Genomic DNA, 21,106 nt, shown 5'->3' with positions numbered 1-21,106 from the left:
ATGCGCAGCAAATATGATTGGCACGCGATGCTTCAAGGCGCCATGCCCTGTTTCCGATTTCGGGACGCTTTCCTCGTATTTTATGAGCATTGGTCCTTGTGAGGGCTCAGCCTCGTAACGCTGCGAGCAATTCGTCGGGACGTTCGGCCATCATCATGTGACCGGCGCCGGGCACGATCACGGTTCGCGCGTGAGGAATCGCTGCGGCGAGCGTCTTGCCGGCCCTGGCGGGGGTCATCATGTCGCGCTCGCCGAGGATCAGGGCCGTCGGCACCGCAATCCCTGCGGCAGCGGCAAGCGCATTCTGATAGGAGTTGCAGGCCGACAAATCGCTGAACAGCACGCCAGGCCGGCAATGTTCCAGGACGCGTTCCGCCCCGGTGTGCATCCACAATCCCGGCGCCAGGCTGCCGCCCAGTTCGGCCCTGAAGCCCAGGCCCCAGATCGACACCATGTCGATGGCGGCGTGATCATCGGCTTCCGCGGCCGTCAAAAGATCGGGACCGACCGTCATGACGGCCGCCGTTCCGATCAGGCTGAGCGCCGATACTTTCGCTGGATGCCGTGCCGCCGTTTCGAGTGCGATCAGGGAGCCCATCGAGTGGCCGACCAGATGCGCCTTTGCGGCACCCGTCGCGTCGAGCAGCGCCGCCGCCCAGTCCGCCATGTCAGCGATGCTGCGCAAGCCGGGACCTGCCGAGCGCCCATGACCCGGCAGATCCGGCGCCAGCACGGCAAAACCGTGATGCGCGAACCATCGGCTGTGCAGCGCCCAGGCGGAATGATCGAAGCCGGCGCCATGCAGCAGCACCACGGCCGGCAAGGAACGATCGAATTCGCGGCCGCCGGTTGCGACGAACGTTTCATTGCCGTTGATGGACAAATTCATGGGCTACACCTTCTGGGATGCGCGCAGCGCCTGGCCGAGATCCTCGACAATGTCCTGGACCGCCTCGATGCCGACCGACAGCCGTACCAGTTCCTCGCCGATGCCGGCGGCCTGAAGTTGCGCGGCATCCATCTGCTGATGCGTGGTGCTGGCGGGATGAATGACGAGCGTCTTGGCGTCGCCGACATTGGCGAGATGACTGATCATCCGCAGGCTCTCGATGAACTTGCGGCCGGCGGTGCGCCCGCCCTTGATGCCGAAGCTGACGATCGAACCGGCGCCGCGCGGCAGCAGCCGTTTCGCCAGGGCGTGATCTGGATGGTCTGCGAGCGAGGGATGAAGAACCCAATCGACGGCTTTGTTGGCCTTCAGGAAATCGAGTACGGCGTAGGTGTTCTGCAGGTGGCGATCCATGCGGATCGCCAGGGTCTCGATCCCCTGCAACAATTGGAAGGCGTTGGTCGGCGACAGGCACGCGCCGAAGTCGCGCAGGCCCTCGGTCCGCGCGCGCATGATGAAAGCGGCCGGCCCGAACTGCTCGTCGAAGACGATGCCGTGGTACCCGGCATAGGGCTCGGTCAGGACAGGGAGTTTGCCGGAGGCGTGCCAGTCGAAATGGCCGCCATCGACGATGACGCCGCCGATCGCGATGCCGTGCCCGCCGAGCCATTTGGTGACCGAGTTCATGACGATATCGGCGCCGAGCTCGATCGGGCGGCTCAGATAGGGCGTCGCAAACGTGTTGTCGATCAAAAGCGGGATCTTGGCGTCATGCGCGATGCCGGCGACTTCGGGAATATCGAGCACTTCCAGGCCGGGATTGCCGATGGTCTCGCCGATCACGAGCCGCGTGTTCGATTGGATCGCCGAGCGGAATGCGCCGAGATCGCGCGGCTTGACGAATGTCGTGGTGATCCCGAAGCGGGGCAGGGTGTGCGCGAGCAGGTTGATGGTGCCGCCATAGAGCGAGGACGAGGCGACGATATGGTCGCCGGCATTGAGCAATGTCGCGATGGCCAGATGCATCGCGGCCATTCCGCTCGCCGTGCAGATCGCGCCTATTCCGCCTTCGAGCGCCGCCAGCCGCTCTTCGAGAACGGCCGTCGTCGGATTGGAAATCCGCGTGTAGATGTGCCCGGCGCGTTCCAGATTGAACAGCGCCGCGGCGTGTTCGGAATCCTGAAAGACATAGGAGGTCGTCTGATAGATAGGCACGGCCCGCGCGCCGGTCGAGGGATCGGGATGCTGGCCTGCATGCAGGCTCAATGTCTCGAACGCGGGAGGCTTTGGCGCGGGCATTGTGGACCTCACAAAATCAACCTGCAAAATCAACCTGGAAGTGACGCCCGCGTTTCTTGCCACAAAACGGCGAGGGGCGTTAGCCGCCCCTTGCGTCTTTTTTGACGCTGCATGGTACGTTCAGCGGTGATTTTCCGGATGGCAGCCGCGCTACCGGCAGCTTCGACGAGAGGTCGTATCAAGCCTATCCGGCAATCTGCGGTGCTTTTATCTCACTATTTTGGAGGGCAACGCGGAGCAGAGAAAATTACAAGCCTGTAAGGTTGGCGCGAGCAAATGTCTGCGCGACGATATTTGTTCTGCTATTCAGTTCAATCGAATCGGGACATATCAAATGTCTGTGTCGCGGCAAGGTTTACCTGCGATGCGGCAAGTTCCGTTTACGCCGCCTTGGTTGAAAAGTATTTGAGATGGAATGCCGCCTCGATATCGGTCATCACCTGTCTCCAGTATCTTCCAGATTGATCCAGGTTACGACCGACAGAGAACGATGCCATGACGAAGCAAGTGTGGGTGACGGATATTCCGCGACCATCCGGAAGTGACATTATTGTCGTGAAGCTGCCCGAGGGGGGCGCCGCTTCACGCTGGCTGGCGCAGCGCGTCGCCAACGCGATCCGGGCAAAGATTCCGCTGTCGGAAATGGATCGCGATGTCGTTGTGTTGAACAGCGGCGAGACGGGCGATCTGCCTTTGGTCCTCGGCACGTCTCCGGCGGCGGAACGCTATCTGAGCGCGGTGCTGGCGGACATCGACGACTATCCGTGGCGGACGATGCAATTGGCTTGGTAAGCGTTCGCTACGAAGCTTTTGGTGCATAGTGCCTGCGCCGACGACGCTTATGCGGAAGGCGGTCGCACTGATCGCAAGCAACGGTCGCCGGCGCTATTGCATGATCCATCTGGATTGGTTCTGTTCTTTTCGGGTGCTCCGACTGGCCGGTCCGAGCAGGGGTGCGCGGCCTTCCAGCTTGAGCAATTCCTCCTTGGCTCCGAGACCGGCGGCAAAGCCGGTCAGCTTGCCGGTGGACCCGAGCACGCGATGGCAAGGGGCAATGATCGAGATCGGATTCCGGCCGTTCGCCGCCCCGACCGCGCGTGACGCCGCGGGCTTGCCGATCTGCCTGGCGATTTCGGCGTAGCTGCGTGTTTCGCCGAACGGAATCGTGAGCAATGCCGCCCAGACTTTTTTCTGAAAATCAGTTCCCTTGAAATCCAGCGGCACCGTGAACTGTTTCAGCCTGCCCTTGAAATAAGCGTTCAGTTGTTTCTCGGCCTGTTTCAGCAAACGGTTATCCGGGTCAGGTGTTAGCGGGCCGAGACGGACGCGCCGCGGGTCGTCGTTTTCCCACAGCACCGCGGCCAATCCCTTTTCGCTCGCGATCAGTTTGAGCCGGCCAAGCGGAGAGTCGATGATCATGTAGACGTAGACAGTTTTTTGCGCTGCGCTCTGGGTCACGGCGTCATGTCCTTTCCGACAATTTCCTTTTCCTGCCGCTGAGATTGGACGTCCACGCGATATTTCACCACCCGAAACCCGATCATGATGGCTGGCACGGCGCTGCGACGACGCGGGCACGGACAATCTTCTTAAAAACATCATATTCGCCGCTCCCGGATTTTATCCGGCGCGCGATAGCCGGTCAGGCGACCGATTTGATGTACGGCGGATACCTTCCCGAAGGGCCGCTGCTTCGATTTTCATCCCTGACATGCGCGCGGGAAAGGTGCATTCTGTCGAGAATCGGGCAATAGACGCAGGCCGTGGGCTGGAGGATTTTGATGACGCATCCGGATAGTATCTCGTCACGCGGAAAACGTTCTGCGTCAGGCCCGGCCCGGCATCATCGCGGCCACATCACGCGCCGAAGCCTGCTGGCCAGCGCGGCCCTCCTGATGACGACCGGCGTCGCCGGCGCCCGCGTGGTGACGAAAGTTCTGCCGTGGGACCCCAACGAGGCCTATCCGGTGGTGCCGGTGAAGCCCGGCGGCTATTTCTTCTTGACGTCCGAAGAGGCGGCCATCGTCGATGCTTTCGTGGACCGCCTGATCCCGGCCGACGATCTCGGCCCCGGCGCCAGGGACGCGGGCGTGACGACCTTTATCGACCGGCAATTGACCGGCCCCTATGGCGGGCATGACTGGCTTTATATGCAGGGTCCATTTTCCGCGACGCCGCTGCCGAGCCAGGGCTTGCAGTCGCCGCTGACACCACGGCAGCAATACCGCCAGGGGCTCGCGGCGCTGGAGGCCTATTGCAAGACGAGCTTTGGCGGCCGCGGCTTCGTTCAGCTTAGCACCGGGGAGCAGGAGAAGCTGTTGACCGGCATGGAGAAGGGCGAGGTGAAGCTGCCGAATTTCAGCAGCAGGATGTTGTTCTCGGCGATCTACAGCAACACGATGGAAGGCTTCTTCGCCGATCCGATCTATGGCGGCAATCGTGACATGGCGGGTTGGAAGCTGATCGGCTTCCCCGGCACGCGCTACGATTATCGCGACGTGATGGAGAAACCCAATCAGGCCTATCTGTTGCCGCCGGTTGGTATGCAAGGCCGTCCGGCCTGGGGAGAGCGCTGATGGCCCGCCGTTTGCCACGCAAGGATGTCGTCATCGTCGGTCTCGGCTGGACCGGATCGATCCTTGCCTATGAACTCTCCCGCACCGGCCTGGAGGTTGTCGCGATCGAGCGCGGCCCGTGGCGCGACACCGCAACCGATTTCAATATCGGCACGGCGCCGGATGAGTTGCGATATGGCGTGCGCCACGACGTTTTCCTGCGTCCGACGCAGGAATCGATCACCATGCGGAATAACCCGTCGCAGACGGCGCTGCCGATCCGCAAATGGGGCAGCTTCCTGCCGGGCAATGGCGTCGGCGGCGCCGGTGTGCATTGGAACGGTCAGACCTGGCGTTTCCTGCCGGACGATTTCCGCATCCGCAGCCACATGCTTGAGCGCTATGGCGAAGCGATCTTTCCGGAAGGCCACCACATTCAGGACTGGCCGGTCTCTTACGAAGAGCTCGAGCCCTATTACGACAAGTTCGAATATGTCGCCGGCATCTCCGGCAAGGCCGGCAATATCAAGGGACAGATCCAGCCGGGCGGCAATCCGTTCGAGGGCGCGCGCGAGCGCGACTATCCGACGCCGCCGATGAAGCAGGGCTACGCCCAGGATTTGTTCAACAAGGCGACCGCCAACCTCGGCCTGCATCCCTTTCCGCGCCCGTCGGCCAACCTCTCCGTCGCCTACACCAATCCGTATGGATGCAGCATGGCGCCCTGCACCTATTGCGGCTTCTGCGAACGATTCGGCTGCGCCAATTATTCGAAGTCCTCGCCGCAAACCTGCGTGTTGCCGGCGCTGGTGCGCCAGCCCACCTTCGAGGCGCGCACCGACAGCGAAGTGACGAAGGTGAATCTGTCCGCCGACGGCAAGACCGCCACCGGCGTCACCTATGTCGATCTCAACGGTGAGGAATGGGAGCAGCCCGCCGATCTCGTGCTGGTCTGTGCCTTCGGGCTTTTCAACGTGCGGCTGTTACTGCTGTCGGGCATCGGCAAGCCCTACGATCCCGTCAAAGACGAGGGCGTCGTCGGACGCAATTACGCCTACCAGACTGGTTCCGGTTCGACGGCGTTTTTCGAGGACGCGAAATTCAATCCGTTCGCGGCGGCCGGCTCGCTCGGCACCGCGGCGGACGATTACAACAGCGACAATTTCGATCACGGGCCGCACGGCTTCGTCGGCGGCGCCTCGATCACCTGCGCCTATACCAACGGCCGGCCCATTCTCTATCATCCGACGCCGCCCGGCACGCCAACCTGGGGCAGCCAATGGAAAAAGGCAGTCCACGAGACCTATCAGCGCGTCACCAGCGTCGGCGCGCAAGGCAGCGTCATGAGCTATCGCAACAACTATCTCGATCTCGATCCGACCTACAAGGATCCGCTCGGACGGCCCTTGATGCGGATGACGTTCGACTACCAGGACAATGAACGCAAGATGGCGAACTGGATGGCCGACCGCTGCGATGAGATCGCAAAGGCGATGGGTGCCAAGCAAACGCAGTTAAATCGTCTGGTCGGCCCGTGGTCGGTGGTTCCTTATCAGACGACGCACAACACCGGCGGCGCCGTGTTCGGCAACGACCCGAAGACCAGCGTGCTGAACCGCTATCTGCAGTCCTGGGATGTCCCGAACGTGTTCGTCATGGGCGCTTCGGCGTTTCCGCAGAATGCAGGCTACAACCCGACCGGCACCGTCGGCGCACTGACCTATTGGGCGCTGGACGCGATCAAGCGCTATCTCAAATCCTCCGGCCCGCTGGTGCAGCTATGAGTTCGTCCGTGAACGGTGCGTCGCGCCTTGCCGGGCCGGCGAGGAAATGGTGGCGGTACGCGATTGTGCTCGTCGGCTTGATCGTCGCGGACCGCGCCATGGCGGACCCGGACAATTATGTCGATGTCCTGCGCGGCAAGGCCTTGACCACCGCCGGAGATTGCCTCGCCTGTCATACCGCACCCGGCGGAAAGCCGTTCGCCGGCGGCCTTTCGCTGGCAACGCCGTTCGGCGCGATCGTGACGCCAAACCTGACGCCCGACGAGGCAACCGGAATCGGCCGCTGGTCCAAGGATGATTTTGCCCGCGCCATGCATCAGGGCCGAAGGCCCGACGGCAGCTATCTCTATCCGGCTTTCCCTTACACCTATTATACAAAGGTGACGCGTCAGGACACCGACGCGATCTACGACTATCTTCGGACGCTGACGCCAGTCTCCAACGCCGTCAACCGCAATACGCTGCCGTTTCCATTCAGCATCCGCACCTCGATGCTGGGATGGAATGCGCTGTTCTTCAAGCCGGGCCGGTTCGTGCCGGCTTCCGGTCACTCGGAGGAGTTCAATCGCGGCGCTTATTTGGTTGAAGGGCTCGGCCATTGCGGCGCCTGCCATACGCCGATGAATATGTTCGGTGCTAACAAGTCCGATCAGTTCCTGCAGGGCAGCCGGATCGACAATTGGACGGCGCCGAACCTCACCAATGATCAGCAGGCGGGCCTCGGCAAATGGTCCGTCGAGGAGATCGTGCAGTATCTCAAGACCGGTCAGACGCGCACCAGCATCGCCAGCGGTCCGATGAAGGACGTCGTCGAAGACTCGACCTCCAAGATGCCGGACGCCGATCTCAAGGCGATCGCGGTTTACCTGAAGGAACAGGGCGGGTCCGGCGCGTCTGCGCCCACGCCGATCGCGGGCTCCGATCCGCGCATGCAGGTCGGCGAAGCCGTCTTCGTCGATGTCTGTTCGGCGTGCCACACCCGCAACGGCAATGGAATCGAGCACATCTTTCCCCGGCTTGCCGGCAACGCGATCGTCAGGCAGGATGATCCGGCGACGCTGGTGCGGGTTGTCCTGACCGGCGTGAGGGGCGCAGGCACCGATGCGGCGCCGACCTCGCCGGCGATGCCATCGTTCGGCTATCGTCTCGATGACAGTCAGGTCGCCGCGGTCTTGACCTATATCCGCAATAGCTGGGGCAATGCGGCGTCGGCCGTGGATGCTGACATGGTCAAGGCCTTGCGGAGCAAGGTCGCGGGGCCGGCCGAACGCTCGGCATCGCAATAAGGCTTCTATCGGCGCGGGGATTTCCAGATCGGTCGCAAGGCGGGGCATCATGTCGTGGCGAGGATCTTATGCTCGGCGTTTCGAGGTCACCCTGCGACGCCGGCGTCATCCGCGCCGCCCCTGCGTTTCCGGTCGCATTGCCGGAAAAGCGCAAGCGCCTGACGCTGGCAGCGACGATCCTCGGATCGAGCATGGCGTTCGTCGACAGTTCGGTCGTGAACATCGCGCTCCCCGCGATCCAGCAGGCATTGCAGGCTGATGCAATATCCACGCAATGGATCGTCAACGCCTATTTGCTGCTGCTGGGCGCGCTGGTGCTGGTCGGAGGCTCGGCCGCCGATCTTTTCGGCCGCCGGCGGATATTCCTGATCGGCATCGCGCTATTTACGCTTGCCTCGATTGCCTGTGGCCTGTCGCCGGATATCAACGCGCTGGTCGCCAGCCGCGCCGTGCAAGGTCTTGGTGCGGCGTTGCTGACGCCGGCCAGTCTCGCCATGCTCGGCGCGACGTTTGATGCGCATGAGCGCAGCCGCGCGATCGGCATATGGGCAGGCGTCGGCGCGCTGACGTCCGCGGCCGGGCCGGTGCTCGGCGGCTGGCTGGTCGATCATGTGTCATGGCGGGCCATTTTCCTGATCAACGTGCCGCTTGCCATCGCCGCGGCCGGTCTTGCGATCCTGTTTGCCAGCGAGAGCCGCGATCCCCAGGCAAAACGGCTCGACTGGAACGGCGCAGCCGCGGTCGCGATCGGTCTGGCGGCAATCACCTGGGGTCTTGGCGCCATTCCGGCCTCGGGATTCCATGACGTCGCCGTGCTCTGCGCGCTGGGATTGGGCATCGTGTTTCTTGTGGCGTTTCTCGCCATTGAAGCCCATTCGCGGGAACATGCAATGATGCCGCTGTCGCTGTATCGCTCGCGTGATTTTTCCGGAACCAATGCGCTGACGCTGCTGCTTTATTTCGCGCTCGGCGGCGTGCTGTATTTTCTTCCCTTCGGTTTGATCCGGCTCGGGGGCTATTCCGCAACCCAGGCCGGCGCGGCGTTCCTGCCATTCGCGCTGATCATGGGGGTGGGCTCGTCATTCGCGGGTGCTCTCTCCGACCGTTTCGGCCCACGGTTGTCGCTGACGTCAGGACCGATCATCGCCGCCGCTGGATTGATGTGGCTGGCTTTCAGCGATTTCGGCGGACCCTATTGGGAAAATGTCTTTCCCCCGATTTGCACGCTCGCCGTCGGAATGACGATTACCGTTTCGCCGTTGACATCGACCGTGATGACCTCGGTCGGGGAGGCCCGCGCGGGCGTCGCCTCGGGCGTCAACAACGCCGTTGCGCGCGTGGCCGGTCTGCTGGCGGTCGCGGTGCTCGGCGCGATTTTATTCGTAAGTTTCTCACATCATCTGGCCAATGTTGCGCCCACCCATGCCAACGAGGCATTGAACGCGGTTTTGGCCGGGCAGGCTGGCGCGACCAGCGCCGCCATTTCGGCATTCGAGCGCGCTCTGCGCCTGGTGATGCAGGTTGCCGCCTCATGCGCCGCACTTGGCGGCGTTGTGGGCTGGTTGACGATCCGGCAGACCGACGTAGTCTTAAAAAGAAGTGGCAATTAAAAACCGACGCGGGCGCTATGGCCGGTCGTACTCTTCCGGCTGCATCGCCCAGGGCCATTGTTCGTAGCCGTGGGCATAATTCCGGTTGTTCTGCGCCGGACTGCGGTTGACCAGCGGCCGCAGGAACATCGGATGGGTGGCGCTGCGCACTTCATGCTCGACGGTGAACAGGTGCCTGCCGTTCTCGATATCGACGATATCGCGAAACCGATACTGGTACGGGTTGTCTTCGCTGAAGATCAAATTGCGCTTTGCCAGCTCGCGATGCGGCCCGGAGAAGTTCGTGATGTAGATCTGCACATGATGCCCGTCATATTCCGTCTGCCGTCGGTCGGTCTCGCGGAATTGCAGATATTGCGCCTTGCCCACCTGTACGCGCGCCACGGCGCTGTCGCCGTTCCTGAATTCGGCGGGCATTCCCATGATCTCCGGATAGAAGCCGCAGATGCTTTTTGCGGTGCCGACCGGCACTTCGAACTCGACATAGGGAATGCCGAGCGTGATGCGTCCGAAGCGCTCCGCATCCGGCTCATAGCAGCGGACCCGGTTGCCCCACGGACAGACCGCCTCGACGTAACCGTTATTTTCCTTGAAAGCGAACGCGGTGCCTTCGAGCTTGCGGGCCACCGACGAAAGCCGGTTGAGCAGCGCTTCGCGGCCGGAGATCACGATGCCGGTATGGCCGCGCAGCACCTGCGGGTTGCCGCTCGGCAGGTGGAACTGATTTCTGCCGACATTGATCCACATGTTGCTGTCGGATACCATCAGGTAGGGATCGCGCGTCAGCCCGAGTCCCGCGACGTAGAACAGCATCGCCAGATGCTGGTCCGGCACCTGGACATTGACGTGTTCGAGATGGATGGAGTTGCCAAGGTCCTCGGCGGCGCGGTCGAATGGCTGCATGGACGTGATCCCGGATGCGGACAACGCGACATCATACTGCAACGGGACGCACCGATCCAATAAAATGGGATGAAGCTCCGAGCGTTCGTTGACGAACGACCCGGAGGCGCGCCCGCGAGGGTTTGGCGCGGGAGGCACAGCGTTGGAACCCGCTATCGACAGGCCGGGACCTGCCGCACTATAGCGTTTTCGAACGAAGTAGATTCCGGTTCGTGTAAAGAAAACGCGTCAGAACAAAATGTTAGAGTTCTATCGGTTCTGATTTAATCAGAACCGATAAGGCTCTAGGATTGGAGGCCCAACAAGGTTTATGACTGCGCAGACGATTCCGTCCCGCACAAGAAATGAGGCAAGGCAAACCATGACTGAATTATTTGATAAGGGACTCAAGGTCCGCAAAGAGGTGCTTGGCGAGGACTACGTCAACAAGTCGATCGCCGGTGCCGACGAGTTCACGCGCACGATGGCCGAATGGTCGACTGAATTCTGCTGGGGCGCATTGTGGGCCCGTCCGGGCGTCGACCGCCGCACCCGCAGCATCGTCAATCTGGCGATGATCAGCGTGCTCAACCGGCCGCACGAGCTGAAGCTGCATGTCAAGGCGGCGCTGAAAAATGGCCTCACCAAGGACGAGATCAAGGAAATATTCCTGCAGGTCGCGGTGTATGCAGGCGTTCCCGCGGGCATCGACAGTTTCCGCATCGCCCGCGAGGCATTCAAGGAACTGGAGAACGGCTAACGGCGTGAGCGGCTTTGGGCCAACGCCTTAATCTCTTATAGCGTTTTCGAGCGAAAGCCTGCCCCGGACTTGATCCGGGGTGGCATCCGGTTCGCGTGAAGTAAATGCGTCAAAACAAAAGAGGTGAGCTCGGTTCTGATTCCATCAGAACCGAGAGGGTTTTAGCTAGCTAATTTCCTGGCGGACCAGGGCTGCGGCGTCGCTCATCGCCTTGAGCTTGCCGAATGCGACATGGCGCGGCATGTACTTCATGCCGCAATCCGGCGCCGGGATCAGCCGGTCAGCGGAGACATAATCGAGACCGTGGCGGATGCGATCGGCGATCACGGCGGCGGTCTCGATTTCGGGATCGCCGAGATCGATCACGCCAAGTAGGATTTTCTTCGACGACAGATCCGCGAGCACGCCGAGATCGAGCCTGGGCTGCGCGGCTTCAATCGAAATTTGCTCGGCGATGGAATCGTCGAGTTCGGCCAGGAAGGAATAGCCCGACGGCTTGGTATCGCCGGGGACGACCGCGGCATAGCCGAAGCAGATATGCACGACCGTCGGCACCGTGATGCCTTGCAGCGCGCGGTTGATTGCCTTCACGGCATAGCGCTTGGCGGAGGCGGGATCATTGCGCACCCAGGGCTCGTCGAGCTGGATGATATCGGCGCCGGCCTTCTGCAATTCGAGCGCTTCGGCGTTGACGGCGGCGGCCATCGCCATCGCCAGTTCCTCGTCGTCCTTATAGAACTCGTTGCTGGCCTGCTGGCTCATCGTGAACGGGCCGGGCAGGGTGATCTTGGCCGCGCGGTCGGTATTGCGGCGGAGGAATTCCATGTCCCGGAGTTCGACCGGGCCGTTGCGGCGGATTTCGCCGACAATGCGCGGGACCGGAGTCGCATTGCCCGACCGCGAGATGATGATGGCCGGATTTTCGGTGTCGATGCCTTCCAGCTCGGTTGCAAAACGGTTGGAGTAACTCTCCCGCCTGATCTCGCCATCGGTCACGATGTCGATGCCGGCGCGTTCCATGTCGCGGATGGCGACGACCGTCGCATCGTCCTGGGCCTGCTCAAGATAGGCGTCCGGAATCCGCCACAGCTGCGTCATGCGGGTTCGCGGAACGGATTTTGAAAGCAACTGGCGGTCGACCAGCCAGTCCGGCTGCGGATAGCTTCCGACCACGGTGGTCGGCAGGAGGTGTTTCGGTAGCGCCACTGCTTCGACTCCTTGCGAGCAAGCTGATCGTTCTTGTACCATGACAGCGATCGTCCCGCGCCGGATCGTTCCACCCGAAAAGAAGCTTGCCAAGGCGGGTATCGCAGGCCGGGCAGGTGCTTTTAGCGATGGCGTCGTACGCGCGTCGTCAAGTTGCATTATCGATACTCGCGTATCAGGCGGGTTCCTTAGGATTTCGGCGGAACTCGGTCGATGACGAAGCGTTGTGAGACCGTCTCAATATCGGCTTTACATTATACCGGGCGACCTGCTTGGAGGCGTGAGATGAGCAACCTCGCTCGCTACCGTGCGATGGAATCCCTGTGCCGCCAGAACGCGGTGTTCCGGCCCCTCGAGAGTTGGCGGCTGCTGGCCGAAGCCGAGAAATGGCATCACAAGGCGCAGGAAGAGATGGCTTGCCGTCTCAAGGAACGCGCCGACGCTGCGTCAGCGGGACCGGTGATCCAGACCGCGCCCGATGCAGCTGACGAGAGCCTGTTGCTGGCCGGCTGAGTTTTTTGCGCGCCTGCGCATCGTTCCGGATTCAGCGATTTCGATGGCTCGGCCAATTTGCTGCCCACCGAATCCAAGACCCCCGGCAGGGTCGCCGGAGGTCTTTATCAAAGGCAGAAAATCAAGGGCTGCGGATTAGAGGCGGTAGCTATTCGGCCAGTTCCGAATAGGGCGTCGTCGGTACCTGGGCCTCGATGGCTTTTTCTTCCTCGATAATCTTCGGCTTGCGCAGCCAGACGTAGATCTGGGCTCCGATCAGCACGACGCAGATGAGGAGAAAGAATGCGCTGATCGGGCGATCGATGAAGGTCGTCAGGTCGCCCCGCGAGATCAGCAGGCTGCGGCGGAAGTTTTCCTCGAAGCGCGGTCCAAGCACGAAGCCGAGCAGGATCGGAGCCGGGTGGAAATCGAGCCGCAGCAGGATGTAGCCGAGTATGCCGATGAACAGCGTCTCGCCGACCTGGAACATGTCGTTGTTGGCGGCGTAAACGCCGATGCAGACGAAGAACATCGCGCTCGGATAGAGATAGCGATAGGGAATGCTCAACATCTTCACCCACAAGCCGATCATGGGCACGTTGAGAACGACCAGCAGGATGTTGCCGATCCAGAAGCTTGCGATCAGGCCCCAGAAGATGTCGGCGTGCTGGCTGATGAGCTGCGGGCCAGGAACGATGCCGTGGATGATGAGCGCGCCCAACAACAGCGCCATCACGGTATCGCCGGGAATGCCCAGGCTCATGGTCGGAATGAAGTCGCCCTGCACCGAAGAGTGCGTCGACGCCTCCGGACATGCCACCCCCTCGATCGCGCCGTGACCGAAACGCTCCGGCGTTTTCGATATCTTCTTCTCGGTCGCGTAGGACACGAAGGAAGCGATGGTCGGTCCGGTGCCCGGAATCAGCGCGCAGAGGCTGCCAAGTATCGTGCCGCGGATCATCGGGAAAAACGCCTTCTTGAGGTCGGCCTTCGACGGGAACATGTCGGAGATGCCGACCTTGGCGTATTTCATGTCGACGGTTTCGGTATTGTTGATGCTGTTCAGGAATTCGGCCACGCCGAACAGGCCGAGCGCCAGCGCCACGATTTCGACGCCGTCGAACAATTCAGTGATACCGAAAGTGAAGCGCGGCTGTCCGGTCTCGATGTCCGATCCGACGATGCCGACCAGCAGGCCGAACACCGTCATCGCGATGCCCTTGAGCGGCGATCCCTTGGCCAGCGTCGAGCCCGCGAGCAATCCCACCAGCATCAGCGAGCATACTTCGGCCGGCCCGAATTCGAGCGCCATCTTGACGAGGAACGGCGCCAGGAAAATCATCTCGGTGATGCCGAATGATGCGCCGATAAAGGCCGCGATGATGGTGATGCCGAGCGCGGTGCCGCCCTTGCCCTGCTTCGTCATCGGAAATCCGTCGAGACATGTCACGGCATGCGGCGGATGACACGGCAAATTCAGCAGGATCGAGCAGATGGCGCCGCCATATTGCGCGCCATAATAGACGCCGGACAGCATCAGGATCGCGGGCACCGGCTGCATCCCGAAGGTCAGCGGGAGCAGAATGGAAATCGTGGCGACCGGTCCCATTCCAGGCAGCACGCCGACGAGATTGCCGACCAGTACGCCAAGAAAACAGTACATCAGGTTGTGCGGCTCGAGCGCGACGCCGAAGCCGTAATAGAGATCGGTAATGGCAGTGGAAATCACAGGTCGACCCCGCGCATCAAGGGGAACGGGACAGCAAGCAGGTAATGGAACAGCAGGACGCCGAACACCGTAATGCCTGCCGCCAGGATGGCCGACGATTTGTAGGTGGCCGTCTTGTCTCCGAGCGCGCAGACGAAGACGCAGGCAAACACGGCGGGGATCATGCCGGCATAGGTTCCAAGGACGATGAACAGGATCGGGCCCGCGATGATGCAGGCCCAGCCGAACCATTGCGGGTTGGCCGGCAGAAATCTGGCGTCGTCGGGCTCGGAGGAGGCCAGAGTGGTGCCGGCGATCAGGATGCCGAGAAAGGCCAGTACGATGCCGAGCATGACCGGCATAAATCCGGGCCCCATTCTGGCCAGGCTTCCGAACTTGTAGCCAGCCCCGATGACCGCAGCTCCGACGCCGATCAGGATCATCAGACCCCCGGCGTAATAGTCGCGTTTAAGCTTAAACTTCTCCAACGGGGGTGTCTCCAGGTAATGTTTTGCCGGACCCTACCCGTAGAGCCGCGGCCTGTCGAGATAAGCTCTCGTCGCTATCCGCCCCGCAGGGATCTCGCGAGCGCGGCCATTATGAGTTGCCTCGGCAATGATCCGATATTCTCGGTTGTCGCAGATCCCGCGGTCAGGCAACTCGCATCGGGCGCGGGCGGCGCGCCGATCAAGGTAAGTTTACCGATTGATCACCATGTCGGCGCGGTCGCCGCAGAAAGGCGAGGAGAGGGGCATTCTACCGGCCTTTTTCGCCTGGATTCACAGCGAAAGATCCTGGGCGGCCGTTCCACGATTGCTCTCGGGGGCTGTTCAGCCAGACGGTTCTCTTGATTCTCCTCAAATTGAATTCGCGATGGCGCGCGCAGGCTGGCGGCGTTATCGTTGGGCGACGGGGGCATCAATGACTGCAGTAATTTACAATTTCGATCGCTCGGGCGAGAGCGGTTCAATCGACGAAACGGAGCGGCTGATGTCCGCTCTGGGACGGTATACGAGCGCCGAACTGCTCGAATTGTTGTATGTCGGCGAAGAACCGGGATTTCTCGAAATGGTGCGCGGGCTTTTCAGCCTCTCCGATGAGAGCCGGCTGATTTTACAGAATTTTCTGAGCACGTTGCCCGCCGAGAAAATAACGGCGTCGATCGACCCGCAGGGCCGGTGCATTCTGGCCCCTGAAATCTCTTCGCAACTGCGAGATCCCGGATAGGGGATCGAGCTTTATCCGCGGCGGCGTTTCTCCCGATATTCGTCATTGCGTCTCAATGCCGCACCCGGCGGCGACTGGCTTAGACCGCCTGATCGCTGATCTGCCTCTGTGCCGGGTGGAAAAACCTTAGGCAACGGATCGCGCGCATGACGATCCCGTGCCTGCGGGCTTTACGCAACAGGGCTTGAATGTCTGTGCGCCGGATTTTTCAGGAAGCCAGTTCAGGGACGAGCGGTGTCATCACCGATACGTTCGGCGTGCAGCTGGAATTTTTCCGTCTCCGGGAATAACCAGCGGTGCGTGACGCGGCGGTTTTCGCTCGCTGTCAACGCATGCGAAGCTGGCGTGCTTGCCGCGACATGATCGTGATCCGAAGATCGAGCGGTGTGAACCGCTTGCCGTCCGGGCCGCACCTGCAGCGCACAAACTGGCCGGGAATTCTCCAGCATGCGGGTATTTCCGGACATTCAGAGTGCTGATGGCTTGCGCTTGGCCTCTTCATGGCCGCGCGGAGGTCAGGTCTATCTACTTAAGTTGCGTCGTCCGAACGCGATTTCGGTTGCAGTTTCGCTTGCCCGGTGTGTAAGCACGGTTAAAATAGCCACAAGAAAAATTAATAGCTTAGTGGAGAGAAACGAAATGACGAATACATCCAGGCCGCCTGTTTTTTGGTCAGTGCGTAGGCTTCTCGGAGCCAGCGCAATCGGCCTGTTGCTGACTTCCGGTCAGGCTTTGGCTGCAGATCCCATCAAGTTCGGTGTGATTGCGGAAGCCCAGGCGATCGCGGGCGCGTCGATTCCCCAGGCGGCGCAACTGGCCGCGGATGAAATCAACGCCAAGGGCGGCGTCGATGGCCGCATGATCGAGATCGTCACCTACGACAATCACAGCTCATCGGCGGATTCGGTTCGCGCCTTCCAGCGCGCCGTGAACGAAGACAAGGTTCATGCCGTGATCGCGAGCTATGTCAGCGAAGTGGTGCTGGCGCTGATGCCGTGGGCCGCGCGCCTGAAGACGCCGCTGGTGACTCCCGGTGCCGCCTCCAACGAAATCCCGCTCAGCGTCCACAAGGACTACGAGAAGAACAAATATACCTTCCACGGTTATCTGACGTCGGCGGCGCTGGCGCTTTCGGTCTGCGACGCCGCCAAGGATCTTCTGGTCGACGAAAAGCACATGAAGACCGCGGTCATCATGAGCGAGGACGCGGCCTGGACCAAGCCGCTCGATATCGGATACGAGGCCTGCCTGCCCAAGATCGGCCTGAAGGAACTCGACCATATCCGCTTCTCGCCGGACACCACGGATTTCACGCCGATCTTCAACAAGATCGAAGGTTCGAAACCTGACGTGATCATCACCGGCATTTCCCATGTCGGCGTGCAGCCCACGGTGCAGTGGAAGAACCAGCAGGTGCCGATCCCGATGCTCGGCATCAGTTCGCAGGCGACCAACGAAACCTTCGGCAAGGACACCAACAACGCCGCTGACGGTGTGCTTTTCCAGGCTGTCGCCGGGCCGGGCGTTGCCATGACGCCGAAATCGGTGCCGTTTGCCGAGGCGTTCAAGAAGAAGTACGGCAACTACCCTTCTTATGCCGGCTACACCGCCTATGACGAGGTCTATTACATCGCCGACGCCATCAAGCGCGCCGGTTCGACCGACGCTGACAAGATGGTGGATGCGCTGGAAAAGACCGATTGGGAAGGGACCATCGGCCGCGTCCAGTTCTACGGCAAGGACGACGAATTCACCCACGGCCTCAAATACGGCAAAGGTCTCATTACCGGCTTGCTGGCGCAGTGGCAGGACGGCCAGCAGGTCGCGGTCTGGCCGAAGGAAGTGGCCAAGGGCCCGTTGAAGTTCCCGAACTTCATCAAGGTCACCTCGAATTGAAACTCGAACGAACGAGCTCCCGGGTCTTCCCGGGAGCCTTTTCGCTTGTGCAGTTTTTCCAATGTGGGGCAGCGCTGCTGCCGTGGCCATTATAGATGCTTGCGTTCCAGATCCTGATCGACGGCTTTGCCATCAGTGCGCTCTACGCGCTCGGTGCGACCGGCTTTACGCTGATCTTCGGCGTTTCCGGCGTGCTTAATCTTTCACATGGCGCCATCATGGTGCTGGCGGCGGTGGCGGCCTGGGCGGCCGCCAGCGTGCTGCATCTGGATACTTATTTGGGCGCGCTGCTCGGCGTCGCGGTCGCGCTGGTTGCGGCGCTCCTCACCTACTTCGCCGTGGTGCAGCCGATCCAGAAATCGCGGCGGATCCCGAACGAAGAGAAGGAAATCTTCGTTCTCACCGGCACCTTGCTGTGGGGGATCATGATCCAGGAACTGATCGCGTATTTCTTCACCAACAACGCCAAGACGGTGCTCCCGATCGTCGAGGGTGTCGTCGACATCCTCGGCGTGCGTACGCCGAGGAATGAGATCTTCACCGCCCTGGTCTGCTGCCTCGTGATCGGGCTGCTGTGGCTGCTGGTCAACCGCACCCGGACCGGCAAGGCGGTGCTGGCGGCGTCGATGAATCCGCGCGGCGTCACGCTGCTCGGGCTCGAACTCACCAATATCTATATCGTGGTGTGGGCGATCTACGGCATCCTGGCCGGCATCGCCGGCGTACTGCTCGGGATGTTTCTCGGCGTCAGCTCCTACAGCGTCGGTCCGCTCACGGCGAGCGCGTTTTCGATCGTCGTGCTGGGCGGACTTGGCAGCGTGTCCGGCTCCCTGATCGCGGCCTTTGTGGTCGGCTATCTCGAAACCTTGACCGCTTACCTGATTTCGCCGGCCTATCGAACCATTCCGGCGCTGCTGCTGTTGGTTGTCGTGATGTATATCCGGCCGCAAGGCCTGCTCGGGAGGCGATGAGCATGGCTGGTTTTTTCAAATCGCGGCTGTTCTTCGTCTCGCTGCTGGTCGTCATCGTCGCCGCGACGCTGCCGCTCTATGTTTCCGGCTACATTCTTGGCCTGCTCACGGTCGCGTATTATTTCGGCGTGTTCGCGATGTCATGGGACCTGTTGTTCGGTTTCGCCGGCGAAGTGAACTTTGGTCCCACGTTCCTGATCGGCGTCGGCGCCTACACCGCGGGCATCCTCAATAACGAGTATGGATGGTCGGTCTATCTGTGCATCGTGCTCGGCGCACTGGCCTCGGTCGTCGCCGGATTCGTGCTGGCGCTGCCGGCCTTGCGCTTGCGCGGCCCTTATTTCGGCCTGACGACCCTCGTCGCGGTGCTGATGCTGCAGAACTTCATCGTGGTGTTCGCCGATCTCACCGGCGGCGAGATCGGCCTGACCATTCCCGACGTGATCACGATCGACGCCAACGCCAATTACTGGATCGCGCTCGGCTTCATGGTCGTCAGCGCGGCCATCCTCTACGGGCTATCGCAATCGCCGATCGGCCTGGTGTTGCAGGCGAGTGGGCAGGATCCGGTTCAGGCCGGCGCGCTCGGCTTCAACATCGTCAAGCACAAGCTCGCGGCCTTCATCGTCAGCGCCTTCTTCTCGGGCCTCTCCGGCGCGCTGCTGGTGTTCTATTTCGGCACCGCGTCGGTCGGCACGGTGGTCGATGTGGCCGTCGGCGTCAACGTCATCGTCGCCGCGGTGCTCGGCGGCCGCCGCACCGTGCTGGGCGCGGCGCTCGGCGCCATCTTCCTGATCGTTGCCGGCGAATTCCTGCGGCCGACCGGTGAATTGGCGACGTTCATCGTTTCGGCCGTCGCGCTGCTCGTCGTGCTGTTCTTCCCCGGCGGCTTCCTCGGAGCGGCGTTGTCACGTGAGGCCCGATCGTAATGGACGCCATGACCAACAACGCACCCGTCCTTGAAGTCCGCGGCCTGATCAAGCGGTTCGGCGGACTCACCGCGGTCAAGAATCTGAGCTTCGATCTGCGCGCCGGCGAAATCTTCGGCCTGATCGGCCCGAACGGCTCGGGCAAGTCGACGGCGATGAAGAGCGTGATGGGCATCGAGCGGCCCACCGGCGGCGAAGTGATTTTCCAGGGCGAAAACGTCGCCGGCCTTCCCGCGCACAAGATCGCGCGCAAGGGCTTCGGCATGGTGTTTCAGCACTCGCGGCCGCTGAACCGCCAGACCGTGCTCGAGAACATCATGGTCGCGCTATTGCCGGACAGCCTGTTCATGCTGTTTCCGGACCGGGCTCTGACCGAGCGCGCCAAATGGATCGCCGAGCGCGTCGGCCTCGGCGCGGTGATGGGTCGGCGGCCGCCGACCTTGCCGTTCGCCGATTTGCGCCGGCTCGAACTGGCCAAGGCCATCGCCCGTGATCCCAAGGTGGTGCTGGTGGACGAACCGTTCGCGGGGCTGACGCTGGCCGAAGTCGGCACGTTCTCGGAATTGATCCGCAGCTTCCGCGACGAAGGGCGCGCGGTGATGCTGGTCGACCACAACGTCAAGAGCGTCGCCGCGCTGGTCGACCGGGTGCTTGCGATGTATCTCGGCGAGGAGATCGTCACCGGGCGCGCCGATGAAGTGATGCGGAACGAGACCGTGCGGCGGGTTTATCTCGGTGGCGCGCTCGAAATATCGGCCCGGCCGGAAACCAGTTTCAAGGACAAGGTGCCGCTGTTGCAGGTCGAGAATGTGAGCGTTCACTACGGCAAGGCGCAGGCGCTGGAGAACGTTTCGATCCATGTGCATGAAGGCGAATTCGTTTCCGTCGTCGGTCTCAACGGCGCCGGCAAGACCACGCTGTTCAATACGATTTCGGGGTTCCTGCCTTATTCCGGCGAGATCGCTCATGGCGGCCGGAAGCTTCGTGGCACCAGCGCGGCGCGCATCGCGCGCGGCGGCATCGTGCAATGCCCGGAGTCGCGCGAACTGTTCGGTGAGATGACCGTGCGCGAGAATCTCGATCTCGGCGGACAGCATTTGACCGAGGAGGTGAGGGCCAAGCAGATCGCCTGGCTGTTCGAGTTGTTTCCGATCCTGCAACAGCGGCAGGGCCAGCTGGCGCAGACGCTCAGCGGCGGCGAACAGCAGATGCTGGCGATCGGCCGCGCGCTGATGATGCAGCCGAAAATCCTGATCCTCGACGAGCCGACGCTCGGGCTCGCGCCCGTCATCCTCGAATTGTTGTCGAAGGCGCTGGAAAAACTGCGCCAGACCACATCGATCACGGTGCTGCTGGGCGAGCAGAACGTAACGTTCGCGCTGCCCCATGCCGACCGGGTCTATGTGCTCGAACATGCGCGGATCGTGTGGGAGGGCGACCCCGGCCGCTTTGCGGCCGAGGCCGGAGAAGGGTACCTCTGAAAACCCAACTTCGCCGCGCCGCCGTCGGCGCTGTTCAAGCGAATGTGCGCGGCAAGCCGGCGCGGCCGGGGTTATAGAACCGGCCGGCGGCATCGCCTGTGAGAGCCTTATCGGTTCTGATTAAGTCAGAA

20 protein-coding genes are annotated in these 21,106 nt (G+C 61.7%); 12 read left to right on the top strand and 8 right to left on the bottom strand.

Going from position 1 to position 21,106, the window contains the following annotated elements; all coding sequences use genetic code 11:
• Nucleotides 1-106: 106 nt before the first annotated feature.
• Both HB630_RS08105 and HB630_RS08100 read right to left on the bottom strand, forming a co-directional pair.
• Entirely contained in the window at nt 107-889 is a 783-nt protein-coding gene (locus HB630_RS08105) for an alpha/beta hydrolase (protein ID WP_213771574.1), read from the bottom strand.
• Nucleotides 890-892: 3 nt separating this feature from the next.
• The gene (locus tag HB630_RS08100; protein ID WP_213771572.1) at nt 893-2,188 is read right to left on the bottom strand and encodes an O-acetylhomoserine aminocarboxypropyltransferase; all 1,296 of its coding nucleotides are present in this window, start codon (nt 2,186-2,188) and stop codon (nt 893-895) included.
• A 495-nt stretch (nt 2,189-2,683) separates the two neighbouring features.
• Between HB630_RS08100 and HB630_RS08095 the strand changes: the two genes are divergently transcribed.
• A complete protein-coding gene (locus HB630_RS08095; RefSeq protein ID WP_213771570.1) occupies nt 2,684-2,980 on the top strand; it encodes a hypothetical protein in 297 nt (98 codons plus the stop codon).
• Between the two features lie 93 nt (nt 2,981-3,073).
• Here HB630_RS08095 and HB630_RS08090 read toward each other — a convergent pair whose 3' ends face one another.
• A complete protein-coding gene (locus HB630_RS08090; protein ID WP_213771912.1) occupies nt 3,074-3,607 on the bottom strand; it encodes a methylated-DNA--[protein]-cysteine S-methyltransferase in 534 nt (177 codons plus the stop codon).
• Between the two features lie 362 nt (nt 3,608-3,969).
• Between HB630_RS08090 and HB630_RS08085 the strand changes: the two genes are divergently transcribed.
• From HB630_RS08085 to HB630_RS08070, 4 genes are all read left to right on the top strand, one after another.
• Complete coding sequence (locus tag HB630_RS08085; protein WP_213771568.1) at nt 3,970-4,764, top strand: gluconate 2-dehydrogenase subunit 3 family protein; 795 nt, start codon at nt 3,970-3,972, stop codon at nt 4,762-4,764.
• Nucleotides 4,764-6,527, top strand: a complete 1,764-nt coding sequence (locus tag HB630_RS08080; RefSeq protein ID WP_213771566.1) for a GMC family oxidoreductase — start codon at nt 4,764-4,766, stop codon at nt 6,525-6,527. Before HB630_RS08085 ends, HB630_RS08080 begins: the two co-directional genes overlap by 1 nt.
• Entirely contained in the window at nt 6,524-7,813 is a 1,290-nt protein-coding gene (locus tag HB630_RS08075; RefSeq protein ID WP_213771564.1) for a cytochrome c, read from the top strand. The genes HB630_RS08080 and HB630_RS08075 overlap by 4 nt, the downstream gene beginning before the upstream one ends.
• A gap of 68 nt (nt 7,814-7,881) precedes the next feature.
• Nucleotides 7,882-9,423, top strand: coding sequence for an MFS transporter (locus tag HB630_RS08070; protein ID WP_213771562.1), 1,542 nt, complete (start codon nt 7,882-7,884; stop codon nt 9,421-9,423).
• A gap of 15 nt (nt 9,424-9,438) precedes the next feature.
• On the opposite strand, the gene HB630_RS08065 is transcribed toward HB630_RS08070, so the two are convergent.
• Nucleotides 9,439-10,326, bottom strand: a complete 888-nt coding sequence (locus tag HB630_RS08065; RefSeq protein ID WP_213771560.1) for a hypothetical protein — start codon at nt 10,324-10,326, stop codon at nt 9,439-9,441.
• A 361-nt stretch (nt 10,327-10,687) separates the two neighbouring features.
• Here HB630_RS08065 and HB630_RS08060 point away from each other — a divergent pair, with 361 nt between their 5' ends.
• Nucleotides 10,688-11,065 (top strand): carboxymuconolactone decarboxylase family protein, encoded by a 378-nt coding sequence (locus HB630_RS08060; RefSeq protein ID WP_213771558.1) that lies wholly within the window; start codon nt 10,688-10,690, stop codon nt 11,063-11,065.
• Between the two features lie 165 nt (nt 11,066-11,230).
• Here HB630_RS08060 and HB630_RS08055 read toward each other — a convergent pair whose 3' ends face one another.
• Complete coding sequence (locus HB630_RS08055) at nt 11,231-12,271, bottom strand: 5-methyltetrahydropteroyltriglutamate--homocysteine methyltransferase (RefSeq protein ID WP_346656049.1); 1,041 nt, start codon at nt 12,269-12,271, stop codon at nt 11,231-11,233.
• Nucleotides 12,272-12,556: 285 nt separating this feature from the next.
• Between HB630_RS08055 and HB630_RS08050 the strand changes: the two genes are divergently transcribed.
• Nucleotides 12,557-12,784: a hypothetical protein gene (locus tag HB630_RS08050; RefSeq protein ID WP_213771554.1), complete on the top strand. Its 228-nt coding sequence runs from the start codon at nt 12,557-12,559 to the stop codon at nt 12,782-12,784.
• A gap of 148 nt (nt 12,785-12,932) precedes the next feature.
• Here the strand turns inward: HB630_RS08050 and HB630_RS08045 are convergent, their stop codons facing one another.
• Entirely contained in the window at nt 12,933-14,492 is a 1,560-nt protein-coding gene (locus HB630_RS08045; protein WP_213771552.1) for a tripartite tricarboxylate transporter permease, read from the bottom strand.
• Nucleotides 14,489-14,959 (bottom strand): tripartite tricarboxylate transporter TctB family protein, encoded by a 471-nt coding sequence (locus tag HB630_RS08040; protein ID WP_249780720.1) that lies wholly within the window; start codon nt 14,957-14,959, stop codon nt 14,489-14,491. Before HB630_RS08040 ends, HB630_RS08045 begins: the two co-directional genes overlap by 4 nt.
• 217 nt (nt 14,960-15,176) lie before the next feature.
• Here HB630_RS08040 and HB630_RS08035 point away from each other — a divergent pair, with 217 nt between their 5' ends.
• Nucleotides 15,177-15,698 carry a hypothetical protein gene (locus tag HB630_RS08035; RefSeq protein ID WP_213771550.1) on the top strand — a complete coding sequence of 174 codons (522 nt, stop codon included), beginning with the start codon at nt 15,177-15,179 and terminating at the stop codon, nt 15,696-15,698.
• A gap of 221 nt (nt 15,699-15,919) precedes the next feature.
• On the opposite strand, the gene HB630_RS08030 is transcribed toward HB630_RS08035, so the two are convergent.
• Nucleotides 15,920-16,147 (bottom strand): hypothetical protein, encoded by a 228-nt coding sequence (locus tag HB630_RS08030; protein WP_213771548.1) that lies wholly within the window; start codon nt 16,145-16,147, stop codon nt 15,920-15,922.
• Between the two features lie 190 nt (nt 16,148-16,337).
• Between HB630_RS08030 and HB630_RS08025 the strand changes: the two genes are divergently transcribed.
• From HB630_RS08025 to HB630_RS08010, 4 genes are all read left to right on the top strand, one after another.
• On the top strand, nt 16,338-17,594 hold the full coding sequence (locus tag HB630_RS08025) for an ABC transporter substrate-binding protein (protein ID WP_213771546.1): 1,257 nt from the start codon (nt 16,338-16,340) through the stop codon (nt 17,592-17,594).
• A 95-nt stretch (nt 17,595-17,689) separates the two neighbouring features.
• A complete protein-coding gene (locus tag HB630_RS08020; RefSeq protein WP_213771544.1) occupies nt 17,690-18,565 on the top strand; it encodes a branched-chain amino acid ABC transporter permease in 876 nt (291 codons plus the stop codon).
• 2 nt (nt 18,566-18,567) lie between these two features.
• Nucleotides 18,568-19,494, top strand: a complete 927-nt coding sequence (locus HB630_RS08015) for a branched-chain amino acid ABC transporter permease (RefSeq protein WP_213771542.1) — start codon at nt 18,568-18,570, stop codon at nt 19,492-19,494.
• Entirely contained in the window at nt 19,494-20,975 is a 1,482-nt protein-coding gene (locus tag HB630_RS08010) for an ATP-binding cassette domain-containing protein (RefSeq protein ID WP_213771540.1), read from the top strand. The genes HB630_RS08015 and HB630_RS08010 overlap by 1 nt, the downstream gene beginning before the upstream one ends.
• Nucleotides 20,976-21,106 lie beyond the last annotated feature (131 nt).

The sequence above is a fragment of the Bradyrhizobium sp. dw_78 genome (assembly GCF_018449525.1).
Lineage (GTDB): Bacteria > Pseudomonadota > Alphaproteobacteria > Rhizobiales > Xanthobacteraceae > Bradyrhizobium.
This window is presented reverse-complemented; position numbering and strand designations above follow the sequence as displayed.

Bases quoted from the DNA above. Each gene is read 5' to 3' on its own strand.
- HB630_RS08105 (WP_213771574.1), bottom strand. From the start codon at position 889: ATGAATTTGTCCATCAACGGCAATGAAACGTTCGTCGCAACCGGCGGC.
- HB630_RS08100 (WP_213771572.1), bottom strand. From the start codon at position 2,188: ATGCCCGCGCCAAAGCCTCCCGCGTTCGAGACATTGAGCCTGCATGCA.
- HB630_RS08095 (WP_213771570.1), top strand. From the start codon at position 2,684: ATGACGAAGCAAGTGTGGGTGACGGATATTCCGCGACCATCCGGAAGT.
- HB630_RS08090 (WP_213771912.1), bottom strand. From the start codon at position 3,607: ATGATCATCGACTCTCCGCTTGGCCGGCTCAAACTGATCGCGAGCGAA.
- HB630_RS08085 (WP_213771568.1), top strand. From the start codon at position 3,970: ATGACGCATCCGGATAGTATCTCGTCACGCGGAAAACGTTCTGCGTCA.
- HB630_RS08080 (WP_213771566.1), top strand. From the start codon at position 4,764: ATGGCCCGCCGTTTGCCACGCAAGGATGTCGTCATCGTCGGTCTCGGC.
- HB630_RS08075 (WP_213771564.1), top strand. From the start codon at position 6,524: ATGAGTTCGTCCGTGAACGGTGCGTCGCGCCTTGCCGGGCCGGCGAGG.
- HB630_RS08070 (WP_213771562.1), top strand. From the start codon at position 7,882: ATGCTCGGCGTTTCGAGGTCACCCTGCGACGCCGGCGTCATCCGCGCC.
- HB630_RS08065 (WP_213771560.1), bottom strand. From the start codon at position 10,326: ATGCAGCCATTCGACCGCGCCGCCGAGGACCTTGGCAACTCCATCCAT.
- HB630_RS08060 (WP_213771558.1), top strand. From the start codon at position 10,688: ATGACTGAATTATTTGATAAGGGACTCAAGGTCCGCAAAGAGGTGCTT.
- HB630_RS08050 (WP_213771554.1), top strand. From the start codon at position 12,557: ATGAGCAACCTCGCTCGCTACCGTGCGATGGAATCCCTGTGCCGCCAG.
- HB630_RS08030 (WP_213771548.1), bottom strand. From the start codon at position 16,147: ATGCTGGAGAATTCCCGGCCAGTTTGTGCGCTGCAGGTGCGGCCCGGA.
- HB630_RS08025 (WP_213771546.1), top strand. From the start codon at position 16,338: ATGACGAATACATCCAGGCCGCCTGTTTTTTGGTCAGTGCGTAGGCTT.
- HB630_RS08020 (WP_213771544.1), top strand. From the start codon at position 17,690: ATGCTTGCGTTCCAGATCCTGATCGACGGCTTTGCCATCAGTGCGCTC.
- HB630_RS08015 (WP_213771542.1), top strand. From the start codon at position 18,568: ATGGCTGGTTTTTTCAAATCGCGGCTGTTCTTCGTCTCGCTGCTGGTC.
- HB630_RS08010 (WP_213771540.1), top strand. From the start codon at position 19,494: ATGGACGCCATGACCAACAACGCACCCGTCCTTGAAGTCCGCGGCCTG.